The 16,005-nt window shown below is 61.7% G+C and carries 18 protein-coding genes, 1 tRNA gene and 2 pseudogenes; 6 read left to right on the top strand and 15 right to left on the bottom strand.

Features of this window, described 5'->3' with window-relative positions; genetic code table 11:
• The first annotated feature begins 12 nt into the window (after positions 1–12).
• Genes M5G11_RS02745 through cysG form a run of 4 tightly spaced genes read left to right on the top strand, consistent with a single transcriptional unit; the run spans position 13 to position 4,396 of the window.
• Positions 13–1,338: a replication-associated recombination protein A gene (locus M5G11_RS02745; RefSeq protein WP_273912202.1), complete on the top strand. Its 1,326-nt coding sequence runs from the start codon at positions 13–15 to the stop codon at positions 1,336–1,338.
• On the top strand, positions 1,335–1,709 hold the full coding sequence (gene crcB / locus M5G11_RS02740) for a fluoride efflux transporter CrcB (protein WP_273912201.1): 375 nt from the start codon (positions 1,335–1,337) through the stop codon (positions 1,707–1,709). Before M5G11_RS02745 ends, crcB begins: the two co-directional genes overlap by 4 nt.
• A gap of 17 nt (positions 1,710–1,726) precedes the next feature.
• Positions 1,727–3,007 carry a serine--tRNA ligase gene (gene serS / locus M5G11_RS02735; protein WP_273912200.1) on the top strand — a complete coding sequence of 427 codons (1,281 nt, stop codon included), beginning with the start codon at positions 1,727–1,729 and terminating at the stop codon, positions 3,005–3,007.
• Positions 3,008–4,396, top strand: coding sequence for a siroheme synthase CysG (gene cysG, locus M5G11_RS02730; RefSeq protein WP_273912199.1), 1,389 nt, complete (start codon positions 3,008–3,010; stop codon positions 4,394–4,396).
• A 95-nt stretch (positions 4,397–4,491) separates the two neighbouring features.
• Here the strand turns inward: cysG and M5G11_RS02725 are convergent, their stop codons facing one another.
• The 8 genes from M5G11_RS02725 to M5G11_RS02690 all read right to left on the bottom strand — a co-directional run bounded on the left by M5G11_RS02725 (position 4,492) and on the right by M5G11_RS02690 (position 10,272).
• Positions 4,492–5,451, bottom strand: coding sequence for a glutathione S-transferase family protein (locus M5G11_RS02725; protein WP_273912198.1), 960 nt, complete (start codon positions 5,449–5,451; stop codon positions 4,492–4,494).
• Positions 5,452–5,559: 108 nt separating this feature from the next.
• Positions 5,560–6,555 (bottom strand): glycosyl transferase family protein, encoded by a 996-nt coding sequence (locus M5G11_RS02720; RefSeq protein ID WP_273912197.1) that lies wholly within the window; start codon positions 6,553–6,555, stop codon positions 5,560–5,562.
• Positions 6,552–6,887 carry a TusE/DsrC/DsvC family sulfur relay protein gene (locus tag M5G11_RS02715; RefSeq protein WP_273912196.1) on the bottom strand — a complete coding sequence of 112 codons (336 nt, stop codon included), beginning with the start codon at positions 6,885–6,887 and terminating at the stop codon, positions 6,552–6,554. The genes M5G11_RS02720 and M5G11_RS02715 overlap by 4 nt, the downstream gene beginning before the upstream one ends.
• Positions 6,884–7,180 (bottom strand): sulfurtransferase complex subunit TusB, encoded by a 297-nt coding sequence (tusB, locus tag M5G11_RS02710; protein ID WP_273912195.1) that lies wholly within the window; start codon positions 7,178–7,180, stop codon positions 6,884–6,886. Before tusB ends, M5G11_RS02715 begins: the two co-directional genes overlap by 4 nt.
• On the bottom strand, positions 7,180–7,539 hold the full coding sequence (gene tusC / locus M5G11_RS02705) for a sulfurtransferase complex subunit TusC (RefSeq protein WP_273912194.1): 360 nt from the start codon (positions 7,537–7,539) through the stop codon (positions 7,180–7,182). Before tusC ends, tusB begins: the two co-directional genes overlap by 1 nt.
• The gene (tusD, locus tag M5G11_RS02700; RefSeq protein ID WP_273912193.1) at positions 7,539–7,931 is read right to left on the bottom strand and encodes a sulfurtransferase complex subunit TusD; all 393 of its coding nucleotides are present in this window, start codon (positions 7,929–7,931) and stop codon (positions 7,539–7,541) included. The genes tusC and tusD overlap by 1 nt, the downstream gene beginning before the upstream one ends.
• Positions 7,932–8,071: 140 nt before the next feature.
• Positions 8,072–9,451 carry a nucleobase:cation symporter-2 family protein gene (locus M5G11_RS02695; protein ID WP_273912192.1) on the bottom strand — a complete coding sequence of 460 codons (1,380 nt, stop codon included), beginning with the start codon at positions 9,449–9,451 and terminating at the stop codon, positions 8,072–8,074.
• Between the two features lie 149 nt (positions 9,452–9,600).
• A complete protein-coding gene (locus M5G11_RS02690) occupies positions 9,601–10,272 on the bottom strand; it encodes a Bax inhibitor-1/YccA family protein (RefSeq protein WP_273912191.1) in 672 nt (223 codons plus the stop codon).
• Between the two features lie 122 nt (positions 10,273–10,394).
• Here M5G11_RS02690 and M5G11_RS02685 point away from each other — a divergent pair.
• Positions 10,395–10,482, top strand: a tRNA-Ser gene (locus M5G11_RS02685).
• A 119-nt stretch (positions 10,483–10,601) separates the two neighbouring features.
• Here M5G11_RS02685 and M5G11_RS02680 read toward each other — a convergent pair.
• From M5G11_RS02680 to M5G11_RS02650, 7 genes and pseudogenes are all read right to left on the bottom strand, one after another.
• The gene (locus tag M5G11_RS02680; RefSeq protein ID WP_273912190.1) at positions 10,602–11,663 is read right to left on the bottom strand and encodes a tyrosine-type recombinase/integrase; all 1,062 of its coding nucleotides are present in this window, start codon (positions 11,661–11,663) and stop codon (positions 10,602–10,604) included.
• Between the two features lies 1 nt (position 11,664).
• Positions 11,665–11,907: a DUF4224 domain-containing protein gene (locus M5G11_RS02675; RefSeq protein WP_273912189.1), complete on the bottom strand. Its 243-nt coding sequence runs from the start codon at positions 11,905–11,907 to the stop codon at positions 11,665–11,667.
• 44 nt (positions 11,908–11,951) lie between these two features.
• A pseudogene (locus M5G11_RS02670) lies at positions 11,952–12,496 on the bottom strand (hypothetical protein).
• A 57-nt stretch (positions 12,497–12,553) separates the two neighbouring features.
• Entirely contained in the window at positions 12,554–12,742 is a 189-nt protein-coding gene (locus M5G11_RS02665) for a hypothetical protein (RefSeq protein ID WP_273912372.1), read from the bottom strand.
• A 308-nt stretch (positions 12,743–13,050) separates the two neighbouring features.
• Positions 13,051–13,323 (bottom strand): annotated as a pseudogene (locus M5G11_RS02660) (hypothetical protein).
• A complete protein-coding gene (locus M5G11_RS02655; RefSeq protein WP_273925241.1) occupies positions 13,320–13,907 on the bottom strand; it encodes a hypothetical protein in 588 nt (195 codons plus the stop codon). Before M5G11_RS02655 ends, M5G11_RS02660 begins: the two are co-directional and overlap by 4 nt.
• Before the next feature lie 87 nt (positions 13,908–13,994).
• Positions 13,995–14,999, bottom strand: a complete 1,005-nt coding sequence (locus M5G11_RS02650) for a hypothetical protein (protein ID WP_273912187.1) — start codon at positions 14,997–14,999, stop codon at positions 13,995–13,997.
• Positions 15,000–15,046: 47 nt separating this feature from the next.
• Between M5G11_RS02650 and M5G11_RS02645 the strand changes: the two genes are divergently transcribed.
• The gene (locus tag M5G11_RS02645) at positions 15,047–15,697 is read left to right on the top strand and encodes a hypothetical protein (RefSeq protein ID WP_273912186.1); all 651 of its coding nucleotides are present in this window, start codon (positions 15,047–15,049) and stop codon (positions 15,695–15,697) included.
• The last annotated feature ends 308 nt before the right edge of the window (positions 15,698–16,005 follow it).

Below are 16,005 nucleotides of genomic sequence, written 5' to 3'. Positions count from 1 at the left end.
GTACAGCCGTCCATGGACCTGTTTCGAAGCGACCCCGTTGCCCAGCCCCTGGCCGCGCGCCTGCGCCCGGCCAACCTGGACGAGTACGTCGGCCAGGAGCACCTGCTGGCGCGCGGCAAGCCGCTGCGCGAAGCATTGGAGCAGGGCGCGCTGCACTCGATGATCTTCTGGGGCCCGCCCGGGGTGGGCAAGACCACCCTGGCGCGGCTGCTGGCGCAGTTTTGCGAGGCGCATTTCGAGACGGTGTCGGCGGTACTGGCCGGGGTCAAGGAGATCCGCCAGGCGGTGGAGATCGCCAAGCAACAGGCCGCCCAGTACGGCCGGCGGACCATCCTGTTTGTCGATGAAGTGCACCGCTTCAACAAGTCCCAGCAGGATGCCTTCCTGCCTTATGTGGAAGACGGCACGCTGATCTTCATCGGCGCGACCACCGAGAACCCTTCGTTCGAACTCAACAACGCCCTGCTGTCGCGGGCGCGTGTATACGTGCTCAAGAGCCTCGACGAGCCCGCCCTGCATCGCCTGGTGCAGCGCGCATTGACTGAAGAGCGCGGCCTGGGCAAGCGTCAGCTGACCCTGGCCGATGAAGCCTTCAAGATGCTCCTGGCAGCGGCGGACGGTGATGGTCGGCGCCTGCTCAACCTGCTGGAAAACGCCTCGGACCTCGCCGAAGACGGCACCGAGATCGGCGTAGACCTACTGCAAAGCCTGCTGGGTGACACCCGCCGGCGTTTCGACAAGGGTGGCGAGGCGTTCTACGACCAGATTTCCGCCCTGCACAAGTCCGTGCGCGGCTCCAATCCCGATGGTGCGCTGTACTGGTTCGCGCGCATGCTCGACGGCGGCTGTGACCCGCTGTACATCGCCCGCCGCGTGGTGCGCATGGCCAGCGAGGACATCGGCAATGCCGACCCACGAGCCCTCAGCCTGTGCCTGGCGGCGTGGGATGTTCAAGAGCGCCTCGGCAGCCCGGAAGGCGAGCTGGCGGTGGCCCAGGCCATTACCTACCTTGCCTGCGCGCCGAAGAGCAACGCGGTGTACATGGGCTTCAAGACTGCGCTGCGCGAAGCCGGCGAGCACGGCTCGCTGGAAGTGCCGATCCACCTGCGCAATGCACCGACCAAGCTGATGAAGCAGCTTGGCTATGGCGACGAATACCGTTACGCCCACGATGAACCGGACGCCTATGCCGCCGGTGAAGACTATTTCCCGGAAAACCTGGCCCCGCGTCATTACTACCAGCCGGTACCGCGCGGCCTGGAGCTGAAGATCGGCGAGAAGCTCAAGCACCTTGCCGAACTTGACCGCAACAGCCCTCGGCAGCGGAGAAAACCGTGATTGCCCTGATTGCCGCAGTCTCCGCCGGTGGCATCGCCGGCACCTTGCTGCGCTTTGCTGCCAGCAATTGGGTCAGCGCGCACTGGCCACGGCACTTCTATCTGGGTACGCTGGCGGTCAATCTGATCGGCTGCCTGCTGATCGGCCTGCTGTACGGGCTGTTCCTGCACCGTCCCTGGGTGCCGGTAGAGTTGCGCGCCGGGCTGATCGTCGGCTTTCTGGGTGGCCTGACCACGTTTTCATCCTTTTCACTGGACACCTTGCGCCTGCTCGAAAGCGGGCAGGCGCCGTTGGCGTTCGGCTATGCCGGCGTCAGCGTAATGGGCGGCCTGCTCGCGACGTGGGCAGGCCTCACCTTGACCAAATTCTGAACCAACGAGAGACCGATATGCTCGATTCCAAACTGTTACGCGGCCAACTTCAGGAAGTGGCGGACCGCCTGGCCTCCCGTGGCTTCAGCCTGGATGTCGCGCGCATCGAAGCACTGGAAGAACAACGCAAGGGCGTACAGACCCGCACCGAACAACTGCAGGCCGAGCGTAACGCCCGCTCCAAGTCCATCGGCCAGGCCAAGGCGCGTGGCGAAGACATCGCCCCGCTGATGGCCGACGTCGACCGCATGGCGGGCGAGTTGGCCAATGGCAAGGTAGAGCTGGAGAACATCCAGGCCGAGCTGGACTCGATCCTGCTGACCCTTCCGAACCTGCCGGACGCCAGCGTCCCGGTCGGTGCCGATGAAGACGGCAACGTCGAAGTGCGTCGCTGGGGCACCCCGCGCAGCTTCGACTTCGCCATCCAGGACCACGTTGCCCTGGGCGAGCGTGATGGCTACCTGGACTTCGAAACCGCCGCCAAGCTGTCTGGCGCCCGTTTCGCCCTGCTGCGTGGCCCGATCGCCCGTCTGCACCGCGCCCTGGCGCAGTTCATGATCAACCTGCACACCAACGAGCACGGCTACGAAGAGGCCTACACCCCGTACCTGGTGCAGGCGCCTGCATTGCAAGGCACCGGCCAGTTGCCGAAGTTCGAGGAAGACCTGTTCAAGATCAGCCGCGAAGGTGAGGCGGACTTCTACCTGATCCCGACCGCCGAAGTGTCGCTGACCAACATCGTTGCCGGTGAAATCATCGATGCCAAGCAACTGCCGATCAAGTTCGTTGCCCACACCCCGTGCTTCCGCAGCGAAGCTGGTGCGTCGGGCCGTGATACCCGTGGGATGATCCGTCAGCACCAGTTCGACAAGGTCGAGATGGTCCAGATCGTCGAGCCAAGCCAGTCGATGGAAGCGCTGGAAGGCCTGACGGCCAACGCCGAGCGTGTGCTGCAGCTGCTGGAGCTGCCATACCGCGTACTGGCGCTGTGCACCGGTGACATGGGCTTCAGCGCGGTCAAGACCTACGACCTGGAAGTCTGGGTGCCGAGCCAGGACAAATACCGTGAAATCTCGTCGTGCTCCAACTGCGGCGATTTCCAGGCCCGCCGCATGCAAGCGCGCTGGCGCAACCCGGAAACCGGCAAGCCGGAACTGGTGCACACCCTGAACGGCTCGGGCCTGGCGGTTGGCCGCACCCTGGTTGCGGTGCTGGAGAACTACCAGCAGGCCGACGGTTCGATCCGTGTGCCGGAAGTGCTGAAGCCGTACATGGGTGGCCTGGAGGTCATCGGTTAAATGGAGTTTCTGCCGCTGTTTCATAACCTGCGTGGCCGCTCGGTGCTGGTCGTGGGCGGTGGCGAGATTGCCTTGCGCAAATCTCGCCTGCTGGCCGACGCGGGTGCCGTGCTGCGGGTGGTTGCGCCGCATATCGAGGCGCAACTGGCCGAGCTTGTTCAAGGCAGCGGCGGCGAGCTTCTGGCGTGTGGTTACCAGGAAGGCGACCTTGACGGGTGTCAGCTGATCATTGCGGCGACCGACGACGCTGCGCTCAATGCGCAGGTCTCGGCGGACGCCCAGCGGCGCTGTGTTCCGGTCAATGTCGTGGATGCGCCGGCGTTGTGCTCGGTGATTTTCCCGGCGATTGTCGACCGTTCACCGTTGGTGGTGGCGGTGTCCAGCGGCGGCGATGCGCCGGTGCTGGCACGCCTGATCCGGGCCAAGATGGAAACCTGGATACCCTCCGCGTATGGCGAGCTGGCCAGTTTGGGCGCGCGCTTCCGTGACCGGGTCAAGGCGTTGTACCCCGACGTCAACCAGCGTCGCGGGTTCTGGGAAGATGTCTTCCAGGGTCCGATTGCCGAGCGCCAATTGGCTGGGCAGGGCGCTGAAGCCGAACGCCTGCTGCAGGCCAAGGTAGACGGTGCACCGGTGCAGAAATCGGGTGAGGTTTACCTGGTGGGTGCCGGGCCGGGCGATCCGGACTTGCTTACCTTCCGCGCGCTGCGCTTGATGCAGCAGGCGGACGTGGTGCTGTACGACCGTCTGGTGGCGCCAGCGATCATCGAGATGTGTCGTCGTGATGCCGAGCGCATTTACGTCGGCAAGCGTCGCGCGGATCATTCAGTGCCGCAGGAGCAGATCAACCAGCAGTTGGTGGACCTGGCCCGTCAGGGCAAGCGTGTGTTGCGCCTCAAGGGCGGCGATCCGTTCATCTTCGGCCGGGGCGGCGAAGAGATCGAGGAGTTGGCCGAGCAGGGCATCCCGTTCCAGGTGGTGCCGGGGATTACCGCTGCCAGCGGGTGTTCGGCGTATGCGGGCATTCCGCTGACGCACCGGGACTACGCACAATCCGTGCGTTTTGTGACGGGGCACCTCAAGGATGGGACCAGCAACCTGCCGTGGAATGACCTGGTGGCGCCGGCGCAGACCCTGGTGTTCTACATGGGCCTGGTAGGTTTGCCGACCATCTGTGCCGAGCTGATTCGCCATGGTCGCGCGGCGGACACGCCAGCGGCGCTGGTCCAGCAGGGCACCACGAGCAATCAGCGGGTGTTTACCGGCACGCTGGCCGACTTGCCGCAACTGGTGGCGGAGCATGAAGTGCATGCGCCGACGTTGGTGATTGTGGGTGAGGTGGTCAAGCTGCGGGACAAGCTGGCCTGGTTCGAAGGCTCGCAAGCCTGAAAGCATCGCCGGCAACGCCGGCTCCCACAGTATTGGCAGCATTGCAGATATCTGTGGGAGCCGGCCTTGCCGGCGATGACTCACGCAAATCTACCTCAATTCTCCCAGATACCCCGCCCAGCCAAGCGCTCCCGATCATGCGCCAAGCCCAAGTCCTGCAGCGGGCCTTTGGGCATAATCCCGTTCGGATTGATGGTCTTGTGGCTCATGTAGTAGTGGTGTTGGATATGGGTCATGTCCACCGTCTCGGCCACCCCGGGCCACTGATACAGCTCGCGTAGCCAGTTCGACAGGTTCGGATAGTCAGCGATGCGTCGCAGGTTGCACTTGAAGTGCCCGTGATACACCGCATCGAAGCGCACCAGTGTAGTGAACAGTCGCCAGTCGGCCTCAGTCAGGTATTCCCCGGCCAGATAGCGTTGCTCGTCCAGAATCCGTTCCAGCCGATCCAACTCGGCAAACACCTCATCGAATGCCTGCTCATAGGCGCCTTGCGCCGTGGCAAAACCTGCCCGATACACGCCATTGTTGATGGCCGGGTAGATCCGCTCGTTCAGCGCATCGATCTGCGCCCGCAGCGGTTCGGGGTACAGGTCCAGGCGGTTGCCTGTCAGCTCATCGAATGCCGAATTGAAGATCCGGATGATCTCCGACGACTCATTGTTGACGATGCGCTGCTCCTGCTTGTCCCACAGCACCGGTACCGTCACCCGGCCGGTGTAGTTTGGATCATCGCGGGTGTAGCGCTGGTGCAGATACGCCAGGCCATCCAGCTTGTCCCCCGTCGAGCCGAGAGCCGTGTCGAAGGTCCAGCCGTGTTCGCCCATCAGCCAGCTCACCACTGACACATCGATCAGGCTTTCCAGGCCCTTGAGCTTGCGCAGGATCAGCGTGCGATGCGCCCAAGGGCAGGCAAGCGACACGTACAGGTGATAACGGCCGGCTTCTGGCGCGGGCAGTTGATTGCGGCGTTGCGCGTTCTCGCGCTGGAAGGCGCCGTCTTTGCTGCTTTGGTACCACTGGTCGTGCCAGCGTCCGTCGATCAACAGGCCCATGATGAGCTCCTTGGCAATGTATTCAGGTTGGAACCCAGTCTACGGACTAGGGTTCGAACGAATAGCGCAAAGAGTGCACCTGTTTGATCGACGGATTCGATCAGTCGTCTAGCTCAGGCGTTCATCCCAATAACGCCGGGCCAGGCTGAAGGCCTCGTCGCGGCTGTGACCGAGCCCGCGCAAGGCCAGGGCCATGGTCGCGACCAGGGCCATCTCGCCATAACTGTCACGGGCGTCGCCGTTCCACACGGCGAGCAGGTGCTCGGGCACCAGGCTGGCGGGTTTGACGTGGCGTTGGATCGACATTTGCGGCCATTCCTCGTCCCACTCCAGCCCGCCGACGGTGCCGTACAGGTGGCTGCTGGCGTCAGGGTTGATCTCGATCTCGCCGCCGTCACCCTTGACCACGATGGCCGTGTCGCCGAGCAGGCGGCTGGCTTCGCGGTGCACGGCCTGGTAGCCGGGGTGGAAGATGCTTTGCAGGCCGCAGCGCGCGCCCAGCGGGTTGAGCACCCGAGCCAGGGAGTGGATGGGCGAGCGCAGGCCGAGGGTGTTGCGCAGGTCGATCATCCGTTGCAGGCGGGGTGCCCAGTCCTGCAACGGGATGAAGGCCAGGCACCGCTCGTCCAGCGCGCGCTCGACGGCGCTCCAGTCGCGGCACAGGGGAATCTCCAGCAGCCCCAGCACTTGCTCGGTATACAGGCGGCCGGCCGTGTGTGCGCCGCCGCCGTGCAGCAGGATGCGCACGCCATTGTTGGCCAGGCAGCGCGCAGCCAGCAGGTACCATGGCAGGTGACGCTTCTTGCCGGCATAGCTGGGCCAGTCCAGGTCCACGGCGATCGACGGCGCCTGCACGCGGGCGCGCAAGGCTTCGGTGAAGCCGGCGAGCTCTTCAGGGCTTTCTTCCTTGTGCCGCAGCAGCATCAGGAAGGCGCCCAGCTGGGTCTCCTCGACCTTGCCGTCGAGCAGCATGCCCATGGCTTCACGGGCCTCTTCGCGGGTCAGGCCGCGGGCACCACGCTTGCCCTTGCCGAGGATGCGAACGAACTGGGCGAAAGGGTGCTCGGTGGGCGTTTCAGTGATCAGTGGCAGCGGTTCGGTCATATGCAATTGGTCGGCTTGGGCAGGCCCGCGAGCTTGGCGGCGAGTTTGGCAGGAGTGCCGTTGAACAGGCGATTGAGGTGCAGGCTGTTGCCCTTTTCCGGGCCGAGCTTCAAGGCGGTGTACTTGATCAGCGGGCGGGTGGCCGGGGACAGCTGGAATTCGTCATAGAACGCGCGCAGCAGGCTCAGCACTTCCCAGTGCTCGGCAGTCAGGCTGATGCCTTCACGCTCGGCCAGGGCCTGGGCGACGTCCTCGGACCAGTCGCCCAGTTCTACCAAGTTGCCGTCCTTGTCCAGGGCAATGTCGCGGGTGCCGACAGTCAGGGTGCTCATAGCCAGCTGTTGACCTTGTCGTAGTGCAGGGACAGCGCGACGAAGGCCGGGTAGTCAACCGCGTTGACGGCGTCGCTGTTGATGGCGCGGGCTTGCAGGTCTTCGGCCAGGGCGAACAGGCGTTGCTCAAGGTTGTGTGCTTGCAGCGTCTTGAGCGGTTCGCTACCCGGTTGCAGGGCATAGACCGCGTCGCCGCACAGCAGCAGGCCGTCGTTCGGGCCCAGCAGGCACAGGCAACTGCTCAGGCGGTTGTCGCCAAAGGGCGAGTGGGAAATGACGTGCAGGGTGCTCATCAGAGGGTTACCACCTGGTCAAAACGTTCAATCAGCGCCGCCAGGGCGGCGTCATCCAGCACCTTGACCGGCAAGCTCAGGCTGTCGGCAGGCAGGCCACGTTCTTGCAGGCTGCTGCCTGCGGCAAACAGTTCCTCGACGCCAAACATCGGCAGTGCCTGCAGGTTGGCGGCAAGGTTCTTTTGCTGCACCTGGCCGGGTTGCTGGCCAGGGGCGAGCTGGAAGACCCCGTCATCCAGAAACAACATGCCCAGCGGAAGGTCGAAGGCGCCGCCGGCCAGGGCGATATCCAGGGCTTCGCGGGCCGAAGGGCCGGCCCAGGGGGCCTGGCGGCTGATGATCAACAGGGACTTGGCCATTAATCGCCTCCGAAGCAGACCAGGCGGTCGGCGGTTTGCGCAGCTTCGTGCAGTTGGCCGAGGCCGGAGAGGTCCCAGGGTGCGGGCAGGTTCACGGCGTTGCGCTGGTAGCGTGCGGCCTCTTCCTCGTTCAGTACGCCACGGCGCAGGGCCGCGGCGATGCACACTACGGCGTCGAGCGCGTGCTCGGTGACGAAGGCGCGCCAGTGTGCGGGCACGTCGAACTCATCCTGGGGCGTGACGATATTGCCCGAGGCGCTGTGCACGCCGTCCTGGTAGAAAAACAGCCGGACAATCTCATGCCCACCGGCCAAGGCGGCCTGGGCGAACAGCAGTGCGCGGCGTGAGGAGGGTGCGTGGCCGGGGGAAAAAACCGCGATGGCGAACTTCATGGCAGGCTCTGTCTATAAATCTGTGCAAATGATAAAGCAAAAAGCCCGCAGTGGCCTGCGGGCTTTGATGGATACAGCCTTGCACGAATCGTGTGGGGCCCGGCCTTGCCGGCGATGGACCGCAAGGCGGCCCCCAACCCTCAAGCGTGCGACTTGGCCTCAGGCAGGAACCAGTTCAGCACCAGCGCACAGATCCCGCCGGTTGCCACACCGGATTCCAGCACATTGCGCAGCGCTGCCGGCATATGTGCGAGGAATTCCGGCACCTGCGCCACGCCCAGGCCCAGCGCCAGGGACACGGCGATGATCAGCAGGGCGCGACGGTCGAGGCTGATGCTGGCGAGGATATTGATACCCGACGCGGCCACCGCACCGAACATCACCATGGCGGCACCACCCAGTACCGGCTCCGGCACTGCCTGAATCACCCCAGCCACGCTCGGGAACAGGCCGAGGATGATCAGCATCGCGGCGATCCACACGCCGATATGGCGGCTGGCAATCCCGGTCAGCTGAATCACCCCGTTGTTTTGCGCAAAGATCGAGCTTGGGAAGGTGTTGAACACCCCGGCCAGCAACGAGTTGGCACCGTTGACCAGCACGCCGCCCTTGATGCGCTGCATCCACACCGGGCCTTCGACAGGCTGGCGCGAGACCTTGCTGGTGGCGGTGACATCACCGATGGCTTCGAGGGAGGTGACCAGGTAGATCACCAGCATCGGAATGAACAGCGCCCAAGAGAAACCCAGGCCGAAATGCAGCGGTACCGGCACCTGGAACAGCGCGGCTTCGTGCATACCGGTGAAGTCCAGGCGTCCCAGGTAGCCGGCCAGCGCGTAGCCGACGGCCAGTGCGATGACGATGGCGCAGCTGCGCATCCACACCACCGGGATGCGGTTGAGGATCACGATAATGGCCAGCACAACCCCTGACAGCAGCAGGTTTTCGCCGTTGGCGAAAGTGCCGTTGCCCATGGCGGTGAAGCCGCCGCCCATGCTGATCAGGCCGACCTTGATCAGGGTCAGGCCGATCATCAGCACGACAATGCCGGTGACCAGCGGGGTGATCAGGCGTTTGACGAAGGGCAGGATCCGCGAGATGCCCATTTCGACGAAGGAGCCGGCGATTACCACGCCGAAGATGGCGGCCATTACGCCTTCAACCGGCGTGCCTTGCTTGACCATCAGTGCGCCGCCGGCGATCAGCGGGCCGACGAAGTTGAAGCTGGTGCCTTGCACGATCAGCAGCCCGGCGCCGAACGGGCCGAAGCGCCGGCATTGCACGAAAGTGGCGATCCCGGAGATTACCAGCGACATCGAGACGATCAGGTTGGTGTCGCGGGCCGAGACGCCCAGGGCCTGGCAGATCAGCAGGCCGGGGGTAACGATCGGCACGATGATCGCCAGCAAATGCTGCAGTGCGGCCAGCATGGCGATCAGTGGGCGTGGGCGGTCCTCCAGGCCGAGGACCAGTTCATTGGCTTGCGCGGGTGCGCTGGTCCCTTGTTCGATTGAGCTCATGCAGGTGCTGCCCCGGGAGAAAAAAGGAGCGCATTCTACGGGGCGATGGCCATTTGCGGTAGTGCTGGTGCTGTGCGGGCTGGATTGGCGGTTTCAGCCAGGCAAAAGAAAACCCGCCGAAGCGGGTTTCTTTCATTCAGCAGCGGTGATCAATCGTCGCGGCTCATCAGGCCGAACAGTTGCAGCAGGCTGACGAACAGGTTGTAGATCGACACATACAGGCTGATGGTCGCCATGATGTAGTTGCGCTCGCCGCCGTGGATGATCGCGCTGGTCTGGAACAGGATGCAGACCGACGAGAACAGCACGAAGCCGGCGCTGATGGCCAGTTGCAGGCCGCTGATCTGGAAGAACAGGCTGGCGAGCACGGCGCCCATCAGGACGAAGAAGCCGGCGGTGATGAAGCCACCGAGGAAGCTCATGTCCTTGCGGGTGATCAGCACGTAGGCGGAGAGGCCGCCGAACACCAGGGCGGTCATGGCGAAGGCGGAGCTGACGACTTCGGCGCCGCCGGCCATGCCCAGGTAGCGGTTGAGGATAGGGCCGAGCAGGAAGCCCATGAAACCGGTGAGGGCGAAGGTCGAGACCAGGCCCCAGGCGGAGTCACGCAGTTTGTTGGTGAGGAAGAACAGGCCGTAGAAGCCGATCAGCACCACGAAGATGTTTGGGTAGCCGACGCGCATTTGCTGGGCCACATAGGCCATGATGCCGCTGAAGGCGAGGGTGATGGCCAGCAGGCCGTAGGTGTTACGCAGGACGCGGCTGACTTCTTGCTGCTCGACCTGCTGGCCGTGGTTGACGGCGTAATCCTGTTCGCGCATGGCGACACTCCTGTGGGTTTGTAACGTTCAGATGCAAAGATCATAACAGAGGCATGCAAACCCGCGACACAGAGAGTTTGACAGCGTGTTTCATTTCGGTATTATGGCGGCCGCTGTTCTGTGGAAGCGTGGCCGAGTGGTTTAAGGCAACGGTCTTGAAAACCGTCGATGGGCAACTATCCTAGAGTTCGAATCTCTACGCTTCCGCCATATTTTTTACCGAAAAGCCCTGATTATTCAGGGCTTTTTGCGTTTCTGGGGCAGAGAAAAACCACCCATGGGAACACCCTTGGGAATGGGTTGTTTTGTCAGCGCTGACAATACTTCTGCTATTTGGTGGGTTTCGCCAACGCTCCGACGCGCCGATAAACGCGCTCAGTGATGTCGCCTTTGGTGTGCCCAAGCAGCAGGCTGGCGTGCTCAATATCCGTGATTTCCGATGCAGCCTTGGGGCGTATATCTCGGAATTGGAACTGACCGATTCGGCCAGCCAGCACCTGGTCGCCAGAGTCGATCGCCTCTTTCACTGCTTCCTCTCGGGCGTCATCCCATCGACGCCGAAGCATCGGCGCGGTCACCCGCAGGCCGCCGCTCGTGAGAATCAGGTACGGCGAGTTATGTGGCTCGTTTCGTATTAGGATCGCCCTGATTAGAGCGCCCAGGTCGCTTTCTGCGCCGTCCACTTCGAGCATGATTCGCAGCTTCTTGTGGGTTTTCTTCTGCTTCACTCCGAGGACGTTGTCCTCGATGTCGTCCCTCCTCATTACCAGCACGTCCGCCGGACGCTGGCCCGTCAAATACGCCAAGTCCATGGCGACCTTCAATTCATCCGCCGCCTTCGCATACACAGCTTTCCAGATGGCATCATTCGCGTAGAAATCGCGCGGGACTTCCTTGTTCTTCCGTATGCCTTGGCAGGGGTTTTCCCGAATGGTCAGGCCCCACTCCCGTGCCATATTGAACACGTGCGAGAGGGTGGCTATCTCCCGGTTTGCCCGGACCTTGGCACTCCTTGCATCCCGGTACTGTGCGATCTGCGAGGGCGTTATGCCGTCAATGGGGGCCTTTTCGAAGTACGGCCGTAGCTGGCGGAGTTCGGCCAGGTTGTCTTTCTGGGTGCGTGGCGCCTTCTTCGGGATGATGTCTCGTTCGTACCTGTCGAAAATGGCAGACATAGTTAGCAGATCTTTCGGTTTTTCCTTCGCTTCCAGCTCGGCCCACTTCAGACGGGCAAGGCTCAGGTCGGTACCGAGGGGGATTGGTTTGCCAGATTTGTCCAGGTAGATGTAGCTGATCCATACCTTGTTCGGATGCTTCTTGCTCTTACTGCTTCGCTTGCGCCTGTACATGCCTGGCGGCAGATCCCTGTTATCAGTTTTCCTTGGGCGCATATCACCTTACCTTCGATATATCTGGCGTCCACATGGGTGCCAGAGTGGGAGGCGGTGCGAGCGGCACCACCTCAAGGGTCACGCCCAGTTTCATGCGGGCATATTGGCGGCCAACAAGCGGTCGAGCGCCTCGACTCTCGACGAAGTGCCACTGGCGCTCTTCTAGCCAGCGGCGCTGGTAGCCCCTGGCCTTGTAGCCGGTCAGCTCGGCCAGTTCTTTTTCCGTGAGGATTTCGGTTTCCATGGGATAGGCTCCACGCCGCGCATGGCGGCAGAGGGGGGGAGGGGTTAGGCAGTCAGCACTTCGCGCACAACTTCCCAGAGCTGGGCAGGCGTCCACTGGTACCGGTCAAAGTCCGTGTCAGGCTGAATGCCAATGCGGCAGGTGGAGTGGGCGCCGCGCGGGAACTCGTTACGCTTTTGCATGACGGTGGCGACTCTGCCATCCCCGCCTGGTTCGGTACGATGGTAGTCGTACGCAGCGGTCCGGTACTCGCCACCCGCGTAGATCAGGTCGGTGCCTTGGTGAACCATGTCGGCTCGGCCGTCTAGCGTCCACGGCCGCCCGCCTGGCGCTTGCCTTCATGCAGGTACAGTACGAACTCGCCTTCGGCGTGACGTATAGGCTCGTAGCAGTGGTTGATCTGTTCACCGGCAAGCACGCGGGACACGAAGCCGAAGCGGTGGTCGTGAATGGCCGAGTGCTCAAAGCACTTGCGGCGGGGCAGTTCGGGATGCCAGACATGCATGCGCTGCTCACCCTGCAGTTGCACCTGGACAAAGCCCAGGCCGTGGAGGGTGATTTTGTCCGTCATCAAGTCGTCGATGATCATGGCAATAGCTCTCCTCGCCCACCTACCGGCAGGCTTGAGTTGTTGTAGGTGGAGGGGTTACGGGTAGTTGTGGGAGATTCGGTCGGCAATGCTGTCTAGGCGCTCAGCCATGTGCCACATGTCGTTGTTGTCACGGCGACTCACGACCAGCGACCTGGTGACGTTGCGGCCCATCAGGATGGCGACGGCCAACCGGATCAGCGCAGCTTCAAGCTTTCGGCGGATGAAGCCTTTACGCGGGATCATGCCCTCGGCCCCTTCCAGATTATCCAGGCCATGTAGAGCGGGGCGGCGATTGGTAGGAGGATCATGATGGTTCGTTCCCTTCACGCATTGCGCTCTGCTTGTCGCGCTGGATGATGGCCGTGCAAGAAGCATGGCCGTGGAAGCATGCGTCTGGCATGCCTTTTGGCTCTGAGCAGCAGCAGTCGGAGCAGATCCAGCCGCATTCACCCCGGGCTGCTTGGCTTCTCTGTCGCGCACGTCCTTGGTGTTGCCTTCGAGGTGTGCGGGAAGCTCGTTAGCGGGCATCACAGTGATCTTGAGTTCAATGCTCACAGCGAATACCTCTCTTCATTCCATGCGCCTGGCGCAGTAGTTGGGGTAGGGGTGACGTCTTGTTCGTGCGGGGAGAGCTGGCGCTCGTTGCCGGCCTGGTGCTTTTAGCGGCCTTTGAGCTGGCTGTCGGGAATGCAGCTGAGGCCCGTAGCGGTGTACCAGCAGGTGGCGGCACGTTCGTCGTCGTGGAAGGTATTGACGCCCCACGGAAGAGGCGCCGCGCTGGCGCCGGTGGCCAGCAGCAGGAGGCAGAGGGCTAGGCGGGTCATGCTGCCTCCTCGCGTTCGTGCTTGATCATGTCGAGGAACGACTGGGGCAGCTCGACGGCTTCGCTGCTGGGGGACCAGGACAGAGGCGGGCTATTGCGGATCATCTCGTTGAGTAGCTCGAAAGCGGCAAGCAACTGGTCATCGTTGATTTCACCGTCTTCCGGCAAGTCGTCACAGAAGTGGTCGCCGGGATCGATCTGGCTGGGGTAGTTCGGCGTGCAGAAGACCAGCTTCAGGTCGGCTGGCTCGATCTCATGCTCGAGTAGATAGTCACGCAGGCTTTCCTCATCGAAGAAGTACTCGTCCCCGTCGTACTCGGTGATCGCCTCGCCACCCCATGCGCGCTTCGGCATGGCTGCGTACTTGGCCGCACGACTTTCTGAATGGCATGCCTTGCACCATCCGTTGGTTGCGTGGATCGGGTGCTCCGGGTTCTTCTCACATTGTCGGTGGGTCGAACCGCAGTAGCGGGCCATGTGCTCATCATTGCCCCAGAATCGGCCAGAAGGATCGACCCAGCCCGTCACGGTCTGGATGCTGGCGGCTTCGGGGGATTCGTACATCACGACTTTTTCTTCGCGCACGGAAATTCCTTGCCGCAATATCGCGGCTGTTCAATAGAGGGGATAGGGGTTACAGCGGAAAGAGTACAGATGTACTCCTGTCAGGATTTATAAGCCCGGACGGGGGCAGCGCTTGCGAAACTCGTAGACCATTGAGCGCAGATCCACCAGAGACTCCTGAAGATCGTCGCGGGCGGTATCGATCGCTTCGAATAGCTCCCCTTCACCGTCGTCGCCACCCTCATCTACGGCCAGCAGAGCCAGCCCATAGGCCTGAAACTTCGCCATCACATCATCGGCTGACTTGGCCATGTACTCGGCATGCTCGATTGCGTAGTCCTCTGGCGATCGATCAGGCAGCGCCACGTCTGCCGGCGCGCTCGGCTCTGCGCTGGCGGATAGAGTCTTGCAAATCTCTTCGTAGAGAGCGGAGCCAAGGGTGAACATGCCAAGGCGCGAAGCTCGGTGCAGCAGCGCATCCCGTTCGGCCAGATGGGCGCGCAGGGTGTCACGTTCGGCTATCAGCCCTTCAATGTAGTCAATTGCCCGCGACACGCCGACAAGTGACTGGGACTTTTCTACCGCATCGCAAGCGTCCATGAGGCCTTGATCAGGCCCGGCAGTTCCACCGGTTGTGAGGGCGCAAAACATCAGCCTCCTCGAGGCTTCCCCGAGTGCAGAAATTCCGCCTTTGAATACAACCAAGTCTTCCTTGAGTTGCTCGTTCTCAATCTTCAATGCAGTCATCGAGTTTTTACGGTCTCGCGACGCTTCGTATTTTTCTGTCAGAGCTTTTCCCTCTGCTCGCAACCGCTCAACCTCTCCCGCATCGGCGTGGGTGTAGAGCTGGTCACCGCGTTGCAGTGGATTGCCGTTCTCGCCGTAGATGAAGTCGATGAACACGCCGTCGTCTCCCTCGTCGACTATGGCCACCGGCTCGCCCTGGTGCTGGGTGGTTGGCTGGGCATGAGCGCAGATAGTGTCCCAGATCTCGACAGCGCCACCGCCGCAAACCCGTACCTTCTCGGCGATCAGCTCGGCGAGATCGTCCGTCAGCTCGCTTGGGAAGCTGACCATCTGTTCGGTGTTGCTGGATCGGTTTTTTGTGGGCATGGGGATACCTCGGAGTTACTATCGCCACGAGTGAATGGAGAATTGTTATGTCGATATGTTTGGCGATCTCTGATGTGGACTGGGCGATCACAAAAGACGTATTCGCGGTAATCGGAACAGTAATAACCGGTCTTGGTGTCGTTACTGCCGCGATAATAGGATTCTGTGGTCTTGCGACTTGGAGGCGGCAAATTAAAGGGCAGAACGACCATGAGCTGGCTCGCCGATTGCTCGTTGAGCTATATCGGATGGTGGAAAAATTTCAAACATACCGCGCATGGTGGATTTACACTCATGAGGTAAATCGAGAGGGTGATCCGGTGTTCTGCGGCAATCCTCAGGATCGACATGCCCGCAAGGAATTGGGTTTCAGTCGCAGAGTAGAAAGTCTTCAAGAATCTTATGCACAAATAGCAGCCTCGTTGTTTGAGGCCCAAGCTCTCTGGGGGGATGAGGTCGTCGACAGAGCAATAAATATTAAACGTCTAATAGATGAGTATGCTGATTATGTAAATTTGATGCTTCTGTCAAAAGATCCTTCAGAGCCCGAGGACGAGCGTGAGGATCACTTGGAGGCATTAAATTCCCGGCGGCTCGTATTCAAATATAGGCTCAGGGACAAAGATGATTATGGAGATGAGCTAGAGCGAGCGGTTCGTAATTTTGAAGGCGCACTGAAAGTAAAGCTGGCGCGCTAAAGAGGCTCACAGGTGCGGCGGGAAAAGCGATGTTCAGGGCTAGCGCCTGTTGCTTATGCGGCCGCTGTTGATTCTGGCGAGTAGTCCACCCAAGAGAGCTTTGTGGGTGATCTACGCTTCGCATCGCTCTGGGGCAGTTTGATTTTTGCTCTGATGATCACGTCGCGGCACCGACCTAGCTTACGAATGCGCTCGGCGTATTCGGCAGCGTACTACGGAGCATCGAACATGCTGCTGAGTTGGGCGACTCGCTTGCCGTCCATGATCTTTATCACGCGATCCTCGACAGCCTGTAGATACCGTCTTGC

The sequence above is a fragment of the Pseudomonas fontis genome (genome assembly GCF_028656955.1).
Classification (GTDB): domain Bacteria; phylum Pseudomonadota; class Gammaproteobacteria; order Pseudomonadales; family Pseudomonadaceae; genus Aquipseudomonas; species Aquipseudomonas fontis.
The sequence above is the reverse complement of the archived record's forward strand: the minus strand, read 5'-3'. Positions and strand labels throughout refer to the sequence as shown.